This is a genomic window from Gloeobacter violaceus PCC 7421, from assembly GCF_000011385.1.
GTDB classification, from domain to species: Bacteria; Cyanobacteriota; Cyanobacteriia; order Gloeobacterales; family Gloeobacteraceae; genus Gloeobacter; species Gloeobacter violaceus.
The window spans coordinates 1,241,373-1,256,708 of record NC_005125.1 but is presented as its reverse complement, the minus strand read 5'-3'; the positions used below and the strand labels follow the sequence as shown (position 1 = coordinate 1,256,708).

Annotated in this window: 10 protein-coding genes and 1 pseudogene; 8 read left to right on the top strand and 3 right to left on the bottom strand. The window is 64.1% G+C overall.

Going from position 1 to position 15,336, the window contains the following annotated elements; all coding sequences use genetic code 11:
* Window positions 1-7: 7 nt before the first annotated feature.
* The 3 genes from GLL_RS06090 to GLL_RS06080 form a co-directional block, all read right to left on the bottom strand.
* A complete protein-coding gene (locus GLL_RS06090; protein WP_011141175.1) occupies window positions 8-3,559 on the bottom strand; it encodes an NB-ARC domain-containing protein in 3,552 nt (1,183 codons plus the stop codon).
* 570 nt (window positions 3,560-4,129) lie between these two features.
* On the bottom strand, window positions 4,130-5,119 hold the full coding sequence (locus GLL_RS06085) for a DMT family transporter (protein WP_164928708.1): 990 nt from the start codon (window positions 5,117-5,119) through the stop codon (window positions 4,130-4,132).
* A 59-nt stretch (window positions 5,120-5,178) separates the two neighbouring features.
* The gene (locus GLL_RS06080) at window positions 5,179-5,694 is read right to left on the bottom strand and encodes a DoxX family membrane protein (RefSeq protein ID WP_164928707.1); all 516 of its coding nucleotides are present in this window, start codon (window positions 5,692-5,694) and stop codon (window positions 5,179-5,181) included.
* 364 nt (window positions 5,695-6,058) lie between these two features.
* Here GLL_RS06080 and GLL_RS06075 point away from each other — a divergent pair, with 364 nt between their 5' ends.
* From GLL_RS06075 to GLL_RS06040, 8 genes and pseudogenes are all read left to right on the top strand, one after another.
* Window positions 6,059-6,532 carry a DM13 domain-containing protein gene (locus GLL_RS06075; RefSeq protein ID WP_164928706.1) on the top strand — a complete coding sequence of 158 codons (474 nt, stop codon included), beginning with the start codon at window positions 6,059-6,061 and terminating at the stop codon, window positions 6,530-6,532.
* 140 nt (window positions 6,533-6,672) lie between these two features.
* A complete protein-coding gene (locus tag GLL_RS06070) occupies window positions 6,673-7,932 on the top strand; it encodes an NAD(P)/FAD-dependent oxidoreductase (protein ID WP_011141171.1) in 1,260 nt (419 codons plus the stop codon).
* 48 nt (window positions 7,933-7,980) lie between these two features.
* Window positions 7,981-8,088, top strand: a pseudogene (locus GLL_RS23630) (NAD(P)-binding domain-containing protein); the annotation flags it as partial.
* Window positions 8,089-8,153: 65 nt separating this feature from the next.
* On the top strand, window positions 8,154-9,692 hold the full coding sequence (zwf, locus tag GLL_RS06060) for a glucose-6-phosphate dehydrogenase (protein WP_011141170.1): 1,539 nt from the start codon (window positions 8,154-8,156) through the stop codon (window positions 9,690-9,692).
* On the top strand, window positions 9,676-10,659 hold the full coding sequence (gene glk, locus GLL_RS06055) for a glucokinase (RefSeq protein ID WP_011141169.1): 984 nt from the start codon (window positions 9,676-9,678) through the stop codon (window positions 10,657-10,659). Before zwf ends, glk begins: the two co-directional genes overlap by 17 nt.
* 205 nt (window positions 10,660-10,864) lie before the next feature.
* The gene (locus GLL_RS06050; RefSeq protein WP_011141168.1) at window positions 10,865-13,555 is read left to right on the top strand and encodes an MGH1-like glycoside hydrolase domain-containing protein; all 2,691 of its coding nucleotides are present in this window, start codon (window positions 10,865-10,867) and stop codon (window positions 13,553-13,555) included.
* Window positions 13,556-13,597: 42 nt separating this feature from the next.
* Complete coding sequence (locus GLL_RS06045) at window positions 13,598-14,704, top strand: glucose 1-dehydrogenase (protein WP_011141167.1); 1,107 nt, start codon at window positions 13,598-13,600, stop codon at window positions 14,702-14,704.
* A gap of 63 nt (window positions 14,705-14,767) precedes the next feature.
* Window positions 14,768-15,328 carry a chlorite dismutase family protein gene (locus tag GLL_RS06040; RefSeq protein WP_011141166.1) on the top strand — a complete coding sequence of 187 codons (561 nt, stop codon included), beginning with the start codon at window positions 14,768-14,770 and terminating at the stop codon, window positions 15,326-15,328.
* Window positions 15,329-15,336: the final 8 nt, after the last annotated feature.

Sequence of the window (15,336 nt, the reverse complement as noted above, 5' to 3'; positions counted from 1 at the left end):
GTTGTTGTCAGATCCTCCCACCGTGCTCCACCGCTCCAAGGGCAATCAGGGAGGCGCGCTGGGCTTCACTCAGGCCGACAGCTCCGGAAATATCCATGCCGGCGTGGGGGCCGGGGGCGCGCAGCACCCGCAGGCACTCGCCGCAAGCTACCGACCAGAAGCGGATCGTCCCATCTTCGCAACCGGCGATGAGTACCTGGCCGTGGCTCTCAAAAGCGATCGAACGCACGGCGCTTTCACAGGCCATAGACCGCAGCAGCTCGCCCTCGGGAAAGCTCCAGAGGCGGATGGTGCCGTCCATGCTGCCGACGGCCAATCGGCGCTCGTCGGGGCTGAAGGCCACCGACCAGACCCAGCCGCCGTGCTCCTCCAGGTGCTTCAAGCAGCGACCAGTGGCCACTTCCCAGATCCGCACGCTGCGGTCGGCGCTGCCGGTGGCCATCAGGCGGCCGTCCGCACTGGCGGCGAGCGACCAGATCCAGCTGGTGTGGCCCGCGAGGGTTCTGAGGCACCGACCGGTGGCCGCATCCCACAGCCGCACGGTTTGATCGACGCTACCCGCCAGGGTGAGGCCGTCGGGCATAAAGGCGACGGCCAAGACCCGGTGATCGGCTTCTGTGCTCGTTCTGAGGCATTGGCCGGTGGCGGTGTCCCACAGCCTGACGGTCCGGTCGGCGCCGCCGCTCGCCAACCGGCGGCCGTCGGGACTGAAGGCCACCGACCAGACCCAGCTGGTGTGTCCCTGCAGGATATGGGTGCACCGGCCGCTCGCCCCATCCCACAACCGCACCGCGTGATCTGCGCTGGCACTGGCCAGGGTGGCGCCGCCCGGTGCAAAGGCCACCGACCAAATCGGGTGGGTATGTCCGCTCAATACCCGCGTACATCGACCGTCCTCGGTGCTCCAGATCCGCACGCGGTGGTCGGCGTCACCGCTTGCGAGCGTTCCATGGCCGCCGACGGCGACGGCGGCGACGCCGCCGCTGTGGCCCTTGAACGAATACACACACTGGCCGCTTTGCAAGTCCCACAGCTTGACGGTCTGGTCGATGCTGCCCGTGGCAAGCAGGCCACCATCCGGGGCAAAGGCGACCGACCGGATGATCCCGCTGTGGCCGCGCAGGATCGATTGGCAACGGCCGTCGGCATTCCACACCCGGACGGTGGCGTCCCAACTGCCGCTGGCCAGGCGTTGCCCATCCAGGCTCCACGCGACTGTGCGCACTTTGTCCTGGTGACCGGACAGTGCCTGTTTGCAGGTGCCGCCGTGGGTGTCCCACATCCGCAGCGTCCCGTCCGAACTGCCGCTGAGCAACGTGCGGCTGTCGGGACCGAAGGCCACCGACCAGACCTCGTCGGTGTGTCCGCGCAGCGTGCGCAGGCAACGGCCGCCCACCGGGCGCCAGAATTTGACCGTGCCGTCGTTGCTGCCGCTGGCCAGGTACTGACCGTCCGGGCTCCAGACGACCGATGCCACCACATTGCGGTGACCGGTCAGGGTGAGCCGGCACTGGCCGCTTTGGGCGTCCCACAGCTTGATGGTGCCGTCGAGGCTGCCGCTGGCGATCAGGTGACCATCGGGGGCAAAAGCGACCGAGCGCACCCCTTTGTTGTGGCCGGTGAGGGTAGCTTGCAGTTGGCCTGAAACCACTTGCCACAGCCGGATGGTGCCGTCGAGACCGGCGCTTGCCAGTATCTCGCTGTCCGGGCTGAAGGCGAGACCCTCGACCCAACCGCTGTGACCCGCACAGACGAAGCGCTGCTCCCGGCTTTGCACCAGGCACAGGCGCACCTCGCCGCGCGTGTCGGCCATGGCGAGCCAGCGGCCGTCCGGGCTGAAGGCGAGGGCAAGGACGCCGCAAAAATGATCCGCAAAGGCGCTGCGGATAAAGCGGCTGCCGGCAAAGTGCGCTTCGCGCAAGCAAGCTTCCCGGAGATCGGCATGGCGGATGGTGAGGCCGGAAAAATTCCAGCCGCGCAGGTCGGTTCCCAGGTGCACCAGCATATTGAGCAGGTTGCCCGCGGCGTAGCCCGCCCGCCCGCCTTGCAGACGAGCGAGAACTTGCCCGAGGTGAGCTTCGAGGGCGCTTTTGCCGCCGCACAGCGCCCTCAGACGGTGGACTGTCGGTTCAACAATCAGCCGCAACTGCGCCTCGCGCAGGTAGTCTCTACCTCGGGCATTGAGCAGGGCGTGGCTTTCGAGCAGCCCGACCTCGCCTGCGAGGATTTCGTGGCAGACCCGGTCGATAAGCCGGTTGGTGACAAACTCCAGGACCACCGGTTGCAGCGTGAAGCCCTCGCCGGTTTTTTCGATGAGCGAGCGGCGGCTGAGGGAGCGGAGCACCTCGACCAGCCGCGGTTGGGCAGCAGGCGAGACGAAGCACTCGCGCAAGCGGGCGAAGGTGGTCGGCGCGCGTTCCACCGCCAACCAGAAGGCCGCGTCCCGCTCAGGTTCCGAGAGGCGGTTGAACTGTTTTTGCAGCAACTCCTCGATGTCGCCGAAAAGCGCCATCCCGCCTCGAATCAGATCGACCAGTTCGCCGATGTCACCCTCGAACAGCTCCTGCACCGTCGGAGCGACCATCTTCAAAGCCAGGGGATTGCCGGCGTAATGGTCGATCAGCGTGCGCCAGTCCGCTTCGGACCCAAAAAAAGCGCCCCGGCTCTGAAACACCTGCCGGCCCTCGGCCTCTCCCAGACCAGGAAGCGCCAGCGAGCGCACCGGCAGGGCGTCGCCCTCCAGAGCGCTCAATTCGCGGGGCTTTTCCCGACCGGTCACCAGCAGGCAACTTTGGTGGGCGATTTCGCCCGCGCTGCGCAACAGCTCGCCGTATCCTTCGTAACCTTCGCGGTAGTGCCCGGCCCAGCCGCCCTCCCGCAGCACCGTCTCGATGTTGTCGAGCACCAGCAGGCAGCGCTGCTGTTGCATCAGCTGCAGTACCCGGTGCAGTTTGCCGTCGAGATGGGACGGCGCCTCAGCCTCCGGCCCTTCCTCAAGAAAACGGAGCACCTCCGAGAGGATCTGCTCGACAGGCGGCGCGTTGCGCAGCGAACGCCAGATGACGCGCTCGAAGGCCGGGCGCTGCCCCTCGACAAACCGGGCCGCCAGGGCGGTCTTGCCGATGCCGCCCATGCCCAGCAGGCTCACCACCCGGCAGCGCTCCTCGACAATCCACCGGCGTAGTAGAGCCAACTCTTCGGTGCGCCCGCAAAAATGGGTTACATCGATCGCTTCGCTGCAGTCGACGCGCGTCGCCCGGCCGTCGGCTTCCGGCAGGCGGGCGTAAGCGCAGTCGCTTGCTTCGAGGGTCAGCTCAAAAACTTGAAACAGCAGACCAATGGAACTGAAATCGACTCCGTCTTTGCGATCCAGGATGCGCTTGACGGTGTTGTGATGCATCCCCGGCAAGCCGGCCAACTGCGCCTGCAGCGAAAGCTTGCGGGCGGTGCAGCGCACCCCGGTCCTGAACTCCCAATCGCGCATTTTGGCCTGCAGCTTGCACCAACCACTCTCCGTCAAAACGAATCCCCGCTGGCGGCCGGCTTTGAAGGTCTGCATCGGGTTCTCCGCAGAAATAACAAGCAACTGGACAAAGACGTTTTGGATGGAGCAAAGCTTCGCCTTTCAGGTAGGACCAACGGATCACAGTACACGGGCGGTCGATCGTTGTAGTCGTAGCCCTGGAGTAGCCTCCAGCGATTCGGAGCAATAGGCAGTCCATAACATATATTAGCCGATATCAAAAATCAATGAGTTGGGAACAGATGCTCCGTCGAAATAACCAAATCAATGATTTCCTGCGCCGGATCATGATTCTGCCCCACCCGGCCATGACAAAGCAATCCACGCCTGGAGAGCATTCGAGCATATCTCTTGCCTTCATTTAGAGGTGCAGGTTGTCCGTGTGGGCTGCTTCGAACAGCGGGCTGGAACTCGGACTGCAGCCTCATAAGGACTGCGCCAAGGAGCAATGCTAGCGGCAAAGATTTAGAAGAAAGCTACTGGAATACTACGAGGGTTGTCAGGAGCCGGCTGTCTTCAGCTGACCTACCAGCAAAACTCGAAATGTTACTCAACAACATCGTGTTGCTCAACAACATTCCTACCTCTTTTTGAGCTTACACAGCTCTACCAGCCTTTAAATCCCATGCCCGCTCCCGGGGGTGGCGCTGTGGTGCGCCCGCTTCCCACAAGACTTAAGGCAATACCGAAAAGAATGATGCCGCCTCCCGCATACTGAGCCGGGGTGGGCGCCTCCCCCAAAAGCCAGTAAGCGGCTAAAATCGCCCCGAGCGGATGAAAAGCTTGGATGACGGCAGCTTGAGCGGAGCCGGCGCGCTTGAGGCCCAGAAGCCAGAGCGATTGGCCGACCACGACAATAAGCATGCCGTACAGCAGCATCCACTCCCAGAGAAATGGCGAAAACGCGTCGACGAAATGGTGGCTGCCAAACAGGTAAAGGGCGATGCCAAAAAATATGACCGTTCCCAAAGTCGTACGCACGACGGCGAAAGTCCCGATCGGAATACGGCCGAGGCGCGCGCGGCTGATGATATTCGCAAGTGCCAGGGCCACCGCCCCGAATGCGGTCAGCCATTCCCCCCGGCCCGTGGTGCTCAAGTGCAGCGCGGCCATGCCGCCCGCCGAAACTCCCTGCAAAGTTACGGTGACGATCACCCCCAAAAAACACACGGCGGCACCGGTGGTCTGCCAGGGGGTAGGGCGTTCGCGCAGCCACCAGGCCGAGAGGGCAAGCGTCAACAGCGGTTCGAGACGGCCCACCAGGGTGACGTCGTTGATCATGGTCTGGGAAAGGGCGATCAAGATGAGCGCCGGGGCCAGAGCGCCCGCGAGCAGAGCCACCGCCACCATCCCCAACCAGTCGCCGCGGGAAAACTGCCGCAAAATGGCCGGGCTCAGCTGCTTGCGGTAGAGGGGAATCAGGACCAGCAGGGCGCAGAGATTGCCGACGAACAACAAATTGCAAAATGAAATCGGGTTTCTGCCGTCGATTGGGTGCTGGGTGCCCAGTTCGGTCAACTGTTTCGTCACAGCGCCCGAGGCGGCGAAGATCGCGACTGCGACCCACAGATAGAGCTGTCCTGGTATTTTTGCCAACAGCGCCGCCACAAGGCAATCCTCGCTAGATGCTCTACAGGTCCGGCGGCACAGCCCCGTCAGTTGTGGGAGGGATCCGGCCCCCCGGAACTTCCGGCGGCCGGTGCGCGCAAGGCGGTGGCAAAAGGCGTCCCCCCAGCCTGCGCCTTGACTTCCTCCCAGACCATGCAGATCCAGACGGCAATCATGATGAAGACGTTTTTGTCCCAGGTCGATTCGTTGCTGGGAAATAGGCCCGCCGCCGGGAACAAACCGAAAGCCAGGATAAAGCTCAACAACATCAGCAGCATGAGCGCCCCGGCATATTTCGTCCAGCGCCCCAGGGCAAACAGAGTGCCCGCGGCGATCTCCACCGCCGGCAGCAAGTAGGCGTACGGAAGCGCCATCCAGGCCGGCAAGGGACCGATACCGCCAAATCCCAACCCCCAAAGCCGCAACTTGGCTGATAGCAAGGTTTCGAGCAGACCGCCGCTTTCGTAAAAGTGTAAATAGTTCGCAATGCCTGAGAGGACAAAAAACACGCCCAGCACGATACGAGTGGCGGTCAAAGTGGTGTCGAGGGTCGTGGAATTCATCCTGTTCTCCACAGTTGGGGGTGCACCATGCTTGACCACTGTTGTTGATTCGCTGACCGATCAGGCAAGAGATAGCCAACTTAGCGGTGAAGTTTACGGTCCGACGGGGGCAATGGTGCCCGACAGTCAACCATTCGCACTGTGCACTTTCGCTGTCGGCAGCCGGGGGCTCCCGCCATCTGCGCCGGTGCCGAGGCTTATCTTGTCGATTAACCGGTACAACTTCGCCGACGGCCCGGATCTTGCCGCCCATAATGGGCCCAAGCTGCTCGAAAAGCACAGATCACGTTCACAGCTTTGTGCGACGGGCCTGTGCGGTTTCGCCCGCGTCCGCAGACTACCTTCAGATATTGAGGATATTCCAATGTCCAAAGCTATTGTTGCCCTCACCCTCGTCCTGGGCGCCGCGCTTGCGATCGCTCCGGCGGCCCGCTCCGGCTCCACCGGGCTGATGGCGCAATCCACCGTGAGCGACTCCAACCCTGGCGCCATGGCGGGCTCTGTGGAAACCCCACCTTTGAGCCTCGTCAGTGTCGACGCCAAAACCACCGGCACCGGACGCATCGTCGTCGAGAACGGCAAGTCCTACGTTCAACTGAGCGAGGACTTTACCATCGGCGAAGCACCCGCCATCCGGATGACGCTCTACAAAGACGCCGCTCCGCCCAAGAAGACCTACGACCCCAAGAAGTACGTCGATTTGGGAGCCCTGGTCAGCCGCAAGGGAGACCAGCGCTACGCCATCCCGACCAATCTCAACGTCAAAGACTACGGCTCGATCGCCATCTGGTGCAAAAAGTTCGATGTCACCCTGGCCTACGCCAAGATCGACCGCTAATTGGGGAAAAAGCCACGGGCAAAGGAGCGCAGACGGGTTCGGCGCTCCTTTGCCCCTCCCTGGAGCGTGCCTTCGTCGACCGGGAGGGAGCGGAAAGAATCAGCTATCTAGCGAAACGCACTCGACACAGGAATCTGCCGATGCCGACCATGATGCCCAGCGACCGCACCGTGATTCTGGGCGGGGGGTTCACTGGCCTGTTTACCGCCCTGCGCCTCAACCGTCGGCGCTATCCCCACCCGGTCGTGCTCGTCGACCGCTCGGAGCGCTTTTCGTTCAAGCCCTTACTTTATGAGTTGCTGAGCGGCGAGATGGACGTCTACCAGGTCTGGCCGCGCTTCGAAGAGTTGCTGCGCGGCAGCCGCATCACCTTTATCCAGGATGCAGTGCAGACTATTGACCTGGAAGGGCGCTGGGTGGAGTTGGAATCAGGACTTTCTTACGCTTACAGCAATCTGGTGCTGGCTCTGGGCGGGGCTGTCGGCAGCACTGGGCCGGACAACCGGCACGCTTATTTTTTGCGCACGGGCGAAGAGGTGCTCAAATTGCGGCAGCACTTGCGCCTCTGCCTGCAGCGGGCAACCCAGCTTGGCGGGCCGGACGAGCGAAAACGGCTGCTGACGGTAGCGGTGGTGGGCGGCGGACCCGCGGGTATCGAACTGGCGGCGACGCTCGCCGACTGGCTGCCCGCGAGCTTCACCCGGTTGGGGGGCGCCGGCCGGGAGGTGCGCGTGGCGCTGTTGCAAAGGGGAATGCAGCTATTGCCCCAGGACATGAGCCTCTACCTGCGCAAGACCGCCGTGGACGCGCTCGCCCGGCGCGCTGTGCCGGTGGAGGTGGTTCTGGGGGCGTCGGTCAAAAAGGTCGAGCCGGACGGGGTGTACTACGAGCGCGAAGGCACCGCCGAAATAATCCCGGCCGCGGCCGTCGTCTGGACGGGCGGCGGCGGTGGGGCGACGATGCCGTTCAAGCTTCAGGGGTTGTCCCCGGAAGGGTACAACAAAAACGGACGCCTGCTGGTCACCCCGACCTGGCAGTTGCCGAATTTTCCGGAAGTCTTTGCCGGGGGGGATCTGGCCCTCGACCCGGACCATCCGCAGCCCACCACGGCCCAGGCCGCCTACCAGGAGGGCGAGGCGATCGCCTACAACATCGAAGCCCTCGCGCGCGGGCGGCAGATCGCGGTAGCCCCCGTGCGCCAATTAGGAACGATGATGAAACTCGGCTTGGGCGAAGGGGCGGTGGAAGTCTTCGATCGCTACGAGATAGCGGGCCGCCTCGGTCTGCTCATCCGCCAGTTGCGCTATCTGGGGCTGTTGCCCACGCCGATTTACAGCTTCAAGGCCACCGCCTACTGGTTGACCGATTTACTGTGGCCGCGCTCGGGCATGGCCGCCTGAAAAAATTCACCGTAAGCCCACCCGGCGCCCCATTGAGGAGACAACGCGATGCAACTTGGCATGATAGGACTCGGGCGCATGGGCGCCAACATCGTCCGGCGCCTGCTGCGCCACGGTCACGAGTGTGTAGTCTACAACCGCACCGCCGAGAAAGTGCTCTCGGCGGTGCGCTTTCAGTTCGGCGAGCACACCGAGCACACCGGCGCGGGAGGGTAAGGACGATGGCAACCGATTCGACGACGCCCTTCCCAATCGCCCCACCGGCTGGACCCTGCGCGATGGTCGTCTTCGGGGCGGCTGGAGATCTTACCGGTCGGCTACTGGTGCCGGCGCTCTATAACCTGGCCGCGGGCGGGCTATTAGGTGAAAAATTTGTCTTGATCGGGCTGGCCCGCGCCCCGCTCACCGACACGAATTTTCGGACACAACTGGGCGAGGCGCTGCAGCGCCATGGCACTGCTGCAGTCAATCCGGCCGTCTGGGATGCCCTTGCGCAGCGATTTTTTTATCTGGAAGCCAACTTCGAAGCTCCCGATACCTACGCCCGCCTGCGGCAGCGGCTGGCCGAGGCGGAAGCCGAATTCAACACGGACGGCAACACGCTATTTTATCTGGCGACCGCCCCTGAGCACTTCGGCGGCATTGTCGAGCAGTTGGGCTGGGCTGGGCTGTCCCGCGAGGAGACCGGTCACTGGCGACGCGTCGTCCTCGAAAAACCCTTCGGTCAGGATCTCGCCTCCGCCCAAGCCCTCAACGCCCGCCTCCGGCGCGACCTCTCCGAAAGCCAGGTCTACCGCATCGATCACTACCTGGGCAAAGAAACCGTCCAGAACATCCTGGTCCTGCGCTTCGCCAACGGCCTGTTCGAGCCCCTCTGGAACCGCAACCACATCGACCACGTGCAGATCACCGTCGCCGAGAGCGTCGGGGTCGAAAAGCGGGGCGGTTACTACGAGCGGGCCGGGGCGCTCAGGGACATGGTGCCCAACCATCTTTTCCAGTTGCTGGCCCTCACCGCGATGGAGCCGCCCACCTGCTTCGGGGCCGACGCCGTGCGCACCGAAAAGACCAAGCTGCTGGAAGCCGTCCAGACCCTCAAGCCCGCCCAGATCTCCACCCACGTCGTGCGCGCTCAGTACGCCGCGGGTACGGTCGGGGAGCGGGCACTGCCGGACTACCGCGCCGAGCCGCGGGTGGCGCCGGATTCGACCACCGAGACGTTCGTCGCCCTCAAACTCGCCGTCGACAACTGGCGGTGGGCGGGGGTGCCCTTTTATCTGCGCACCGGCAAGGCCCTGGCCAGGCGCAGCACCGAGATCGCCATCCGCTTCAAGCAGGCGCCCTACGCGATGTTTCGCGACACGCCGGTGGAGCGCCTCACACCCAACTATCTGGTGCTCCACATCCAGCCGGAGGAGCGCATCAGCCTCGAATTCGGCGCCAAAGTGCCGGGACCGGCGGTGCGCATGGCCGGCGTCGGCATGGACTTTTGCTACAATCGCCACTTCGGCGGCGAGCGGGCGATCGGCTATGAAACGTTGCTCTACGACTGCATGATGGGCGATGCTACCCTGTTTCAGCGCTCGGATACGGTGGAGGCGGCCTGGCAGGTCGTCGAACCGATCTTTGCTGCCTGGAACGATTCAACTGCCGACCTGGTCACCTATCCGGCCGGCAGTTGGGGTCCGCAGCAGGCGGAGGAGTTGCTCGGGCGCGACGGTCGGCAGTGGCGGAGAGCGGACCATGATTCTTGCGGGTGATGTGGGCGGAACCAACACGCGGCTGGCCGGCTTCGAGCCGGTCGCGGGCAACTTGATGCCGATCGTCTCCGAGACCTATGCCAGCCGGGATTACTCCAGTCTCGACCAAATCGTCTATCTTTTTATTTCTGAGTACCATCTGCGGGTCGCCGCCGCCTGCTTCGGGGTGGCGGGGCCGGTCAGGCGGGGCCGGGCCGAGACGACCAACCTGCCCTGGTCGATCGACGCCTCCACCCTGGCTGCCGGGCTCAAGCTGCCGACGGTGGGACTGATTAACGATCTGGAGGCCAACGCCCACGGCATTGCGCTGCTGGGACCGGCGGATTTTGCCGTACTCAACCCGGGCGCGGCGGATGCGATGGGCAACCAGGCGGTGATCGCCGCCGGAACGGGGCTTGGGGAGGCGGGTTTGTTTTGGGATGGCAGGCGGCATCGGCCCTTTGCCACCGAGGGCGGCCACACCGATTTTGCGCCCGGCGACGCGCTGCAGATCGAGTTGCTGCACCATCTGCGGGTGCGCTTTGCCCATGTGAGCTGGGAGCGGGTGCTCTCCGGTCCGGGACTGGTGAATATCTATCAATTTCTGCGGGACACCCGGCGCGGGGAGGAACCCAACTGGCTCACCGAGGAGCTTCGCAACCATCCCAACCCGGCGGCGGTCATCTCGCAGGTGGCGCTCGCGGGCAAGTCCTGGTTGTGCGAACAGGCCCTCGATTTGCTGATTGTCCTGTACGGTGCAGAGGCGGGCAATCTCGCCCTGAAGGTCGCCGCCCTAGGCGGGGTGTTTTTGGGGGGCGGCATCGCCCCCAAACTGGTGGAGCGGCTCAAAGGACCGGCATTTTTGGAGGCGTTTCTTGCCAAGGGGCGTCTGCGCCCGCTTTTAGAGGCGATGCCGGTGCGCGTCATCCTCAACGATCGGGCCGCCCTGCTTGGAGCGGCCCACTGCGCCATGCAAACTTTGATCTAGCGGCAGTGGGCCGCGGCGCTCAAGATCCCTCATGGACAAGATTTTGACATCGTTTTGTTTGTAGCGCCTGTGCTCCACCTTCACGGGCAAGCCCATCGCCCGGTTACCGGTGGTTCGACCTCGGTCGGCCGGACGCACCGTGTCCTTCCCAACGGCACCTTCCGCAACCGGTAGATGCCCATTCGACCTCCCGGAGGAACATGCCATGACCCGCGAAGAAGAGAGATTGCTCGAAGCCCACTCCCGCCTGGTCCACTGGCGGCGGTGGGGGCCGTACCTGAGCGAACGGCAGTGGGGCACGGTACGCGAAGACTACAGCGAGAACGGCACGGCCTGGGACTACTTTCCCCACGACCACGCCCGCAGCCGCGCCTACCGCTGGGGCGAAGACGGCATCGCCGGGGTGAGCGACAACCATCAGTACCTGTGCTTCGCCCTCGCCCTCTGGAATGGCAAAGACCGGATTCTCAAAGAACGCCTGTTTGGCCTGACGGGCAGCGAGGGCAACCACGGGGAGGATGTCAAAGAGTATTACTTTTATCTCGACAACACGCCCACCCATTCGTACATGAAATATTTGTACAAGTACCCGCAGGCGGCCTTCCCCTACGCCGAACTGGTGGAGGAGAACCGGCGGCGGGGCCGGGGGCAGCCCGAGTTCGAACTGGTGAACACGGGGGTGTTCCGGGAGGACCGCTACTTCGACCTCACCGTCGAATACGCCAAGGTCTCCCAGGACGACATCCTGATCAAGATCGGCGCCACCAACCGCGGGCCGGAGGAGCAGCCGCTGCACCTGCTGCCGACGCTCTGGTTTCGCAACACCTGGTCGTGGGACGGGTCGGCGAAGCCCGTCTTGAGAGCGACCGGTTCCGGTTCGGCCACCGCGGTCGTCGAGGCCGACCATCCCACCCTCGGCCGGCGGTGGCTCTACTGCGAAGGGCCGGAGGAACTGATCTTCACCGAGAACGAAACCAACCACGCCCGCCTGTTTGGCGTGCCCAACGTCTCGCCCTACGTCAAAGACGCCTTCCACGCCCATGTTGTCGGCGCCGAAGCTTCGGCGGTCAACCCCGATCGAGTCGGCACCAAGGCTGCGGCCCACTACACCCGAGCGCTCCGCCCCGGCCAGACTGCGGTAATCCGCCTGCGCCTCTGCGACCGGCCCGACCTGGCCCAGCCTTTCGGTGGCGAATTCGAAACGGTCCTTAAGACCCGGATCCATGAGGCGGAGGAATTCTATGCGCGGGTGTGCCCCGATGGAACGCCCGAGGAGCGCAACATCCAGCGCCAGGCCTTCGCCGGGATGCTCTGGAACAAGCAGTTCTACCACTTCGTGGTCGAACGGTGGCTCAAGGGAGACCCCTCAGCACCGCCACCACCCGCGAGCCGCAGGCAGGGGCGCAATCACGAATGGCCCCACCTCTACAACGACGACATCCTCTCGATGCCCGACAAGTGGGAGTACCCCTGGTTCGCCGCCTGGGACTCGGCCTTCCACGCCATTCCCCTCGCGATGGTCGACCCCGACTTCGCCAAGGGCCAGCTCGAACTCCTCACCCGCGAGTGGTACATGCACCCGAACGGCCAGCTCCCCGCCTACGAGTGGCAGTTCTCCGACGTCAACCCGCCCGTGCACGCCTGGGCCGCCCTGCAGGTCTACGAGATGGAGCAGCAAATCTACGGCCGCACAGACCGCAGCTTCCTGGAGCGCGTCTTCCAGAAGCTGCTGCTTAACTTCACCTGGTGGGTCAACCGCAAGGACGCCGAGGGCAAGAACGTCTTCCAGGGCGGCTTTCTGGGCCTTGACAACATCGGCGTGTTCGACCGAAGTGCAAGGCTGCCGACCGGCGGCCACATCGACCAATCCGACGGCACCAGCTGGATGGGCATGTACTGCCTGAACATGCTCGCCATCGCCCTCGAACTGGCCAAAGAAAACCTGGCCTACGAAGACATCGCCTCGAAATTCTTCGAGCACTTTCTGTACATCGCCGACGCGATGAACCACATCGGCGGCGAGGGTATCGCGCTGTGGGACGAGGAGGACGGGTTTTTCTACGACGTGCTGCACCTCGACGACCGGCACCTCTGCCTGAAAGTGCGCTCGATGGTCGGGCTCATCCCGCTCTATGCCATCGAGACCCTGGGACCGGAGACACTGGGGCGGTTGCCCAACTTCAAGCGCCGACTGGAGTGGTTCGTCCGCAACCGCCCCGACCTCAGGCGCAACGTCGCCTGCATGGAGACCGCCGGGATCGGGGCATACCGGCTATTTGCGATTGTGAGCGGCGACAAACTCGAACGGGTGCTGCGCCGCCTGCTCGACGAGGACGAGTTTTTGAGCCCCCACGGGATCCGGGCTGTCTCCCATTACCACAAAGACCACCCCTACGTCTTTTCGAGCGACGGAACGGAGCACCGGGTGGACTACGAACCGGCCGAGTCCACGAGCGGCCTGTTCGGCGGCAACTCCAACTGGCGGGGGCCGGTGTGGTTCCCGGTCAACTACCTGATCATCGAGGCCCTGGGGCGCTTTCACCGCTATCTGGGGGACGACTTCAAAGTCGAGTGCCCGACCGGCTCGGGCCGCTACTTGAGCCTGGCGGAGGTCGCGTCGGAACTGGCCCGCCGACTCGTCTCGATCTTTAAGCCCGACGGGCGCGGCAGGCGACCCGTCTTCGGCAGCGCCGATCTGCCTTTCGAGGCGGACCTGCTGCTCTTTTACGAATACTTCCACGGCGACAACGGCGCGGGGATCGGGGCGAGCCACCAGACCGGCTGGACCGGCCTGGTCGCCGCCCTTATCCAGCGGGCCGCCCGGCAACACCCGCCCGCGCCCGAAGCGCCGCGCGATCCGCGAGCGGCCGCGCCCGAACCGCTCTCCACCAGTTAGCGCCCCGACCCAGTTCGCCCAAACCCGACAGGAACCGAACCTATGAAAGCGATCGCTGTTTTTCCCGGTCAACCCAACAGCATCCACCTCGCCAACCTGCCCAAGCCGGGCGTGGACGATGTCCCAGGCGGCCGGGGCGTCCTGGTCAAGATTCTGTGCGTCGGCGTGGACGGCACCGACAAAGAGATCAACGCCGCCGAATACGGGACGGCTCCGCCCGGCTACGATTTTCTGGTGATCGGGCACGAGAGCTTCGGCGTCGTCGAAGCCGTCGGATCGCAGGTCACCGAACTATCCGTCGGCGATGTCGTCGTCGCCACGGTGCGCCGGCCGGGCAGCAGCATCTACGACCGGATCGGCCAGTACGACATGACCCTCGACGACACCTACTACGAGCGCGGCATCAGCCTCCGCCACGGCTTTCTCACCGAGTACTACGTCGACGAGCCCGAGTACATCGTCAAAGTGCCCCCGGGACTGAAGGCGACCGGGGTATTGCTCGAACCCGCCAGCGTCATCGAAAAGGGCATCCACCAAGCCTACGAGATCCAGCGGCGGTTGCGGGTCTGGCAGCCGAAGCGGGCGGCGGTGCTCGGGGCGGGCACGATCGGGCTGCTTGCCACCCTGGCACTGCGCCTGAGGGGACTGGAAGTGTGTACCTTCGCCCGCACCCGCCCGCCTTATCTCAACTCGGAACTCGTCGAACAAATCGGCGGCTGCTACCACAGCAGCCAGGATCTAAGCCTGGCGGAAGCCTCGAAGGCGCACGGCCCCTTCGACCTCATCTTCGAGGCGACCGGCTTTGCTCCGCTGGTCTTTGAGGCGATGAACATCCTCGGCAAAAACGGCGTGCTCGTTTTGTCGAGCGTGACGGGCGGCGGGCGCAACATCGAGATCCCGGCCGACCGGATCAACCTGGGTTTTGTGCTGGGCAACAAAGTCGTCGTCGGCACGGTCAATGCCAACCGCGAGTACTTTGAACTGGGCGTCCGGGACTTTTGTCTCGCCGAAATGCAGTATCCCGGCTGGCTTGCGAAGCTGCTCACCCACCCGGTCGAGGGCCTGGAGAACTACCAGGAGTTGATCGACACCCTGACCGAGGCAAAAGGAGCAATCAAAGTCTTTTGCGAGATCGCTCCTATTGTCTAGTCGCGGCCCGATTGTAAACTTGCCGTAAGTACCAGAGGGCCGCGGGGCCTTTTCGGAGGTCGCATGGACAACAGGTATTCGTTTTTGGGCGGGAAGCGGGGTCCGTGGCGGGTCGCCCGGTTGGACGGCCTTCGGGGGGCCGGTCTGGAGGCAGTCGAAAGACTGCAGATCGTACAGGGGGAATGGGCGGAATCGGCTTCAGAGGCGGCGTGGGTTCTTCGCGGCCTGACGAGCAACGTGCGTTATGCCACGCGGCCCGAGGTGGATGCCCTGCGGGAGCGCCAACCGGCGCTGGCCCGCCCGGAGGCGCGCTGCGCCGCGCTGATCCCGATCAAAAAATCGGCCCGGTGGTGGGAACTGGCCCAGGACGAGCGGCGGGCCATCTTCGAGGAGACGTCGCACCACACGGCGATCGGCATGGAGTTCCTTCCGGCGGTCGCCCGCCGCCTTCACCACTGCCGCGACATCGGCGAGCCGTTCGATTTTCTCACCTGGTTCGAGTACGCCCCGGAGCACACCCACGCCTTCGAAGATCTCCTCGACCGGCTCCGGGTGACGCGGGAATGGGACTTCGTCGAACGCGAGGTGGACATCCGGCTTGAGCACATCGACGCAAGGATTTGATTCCCACG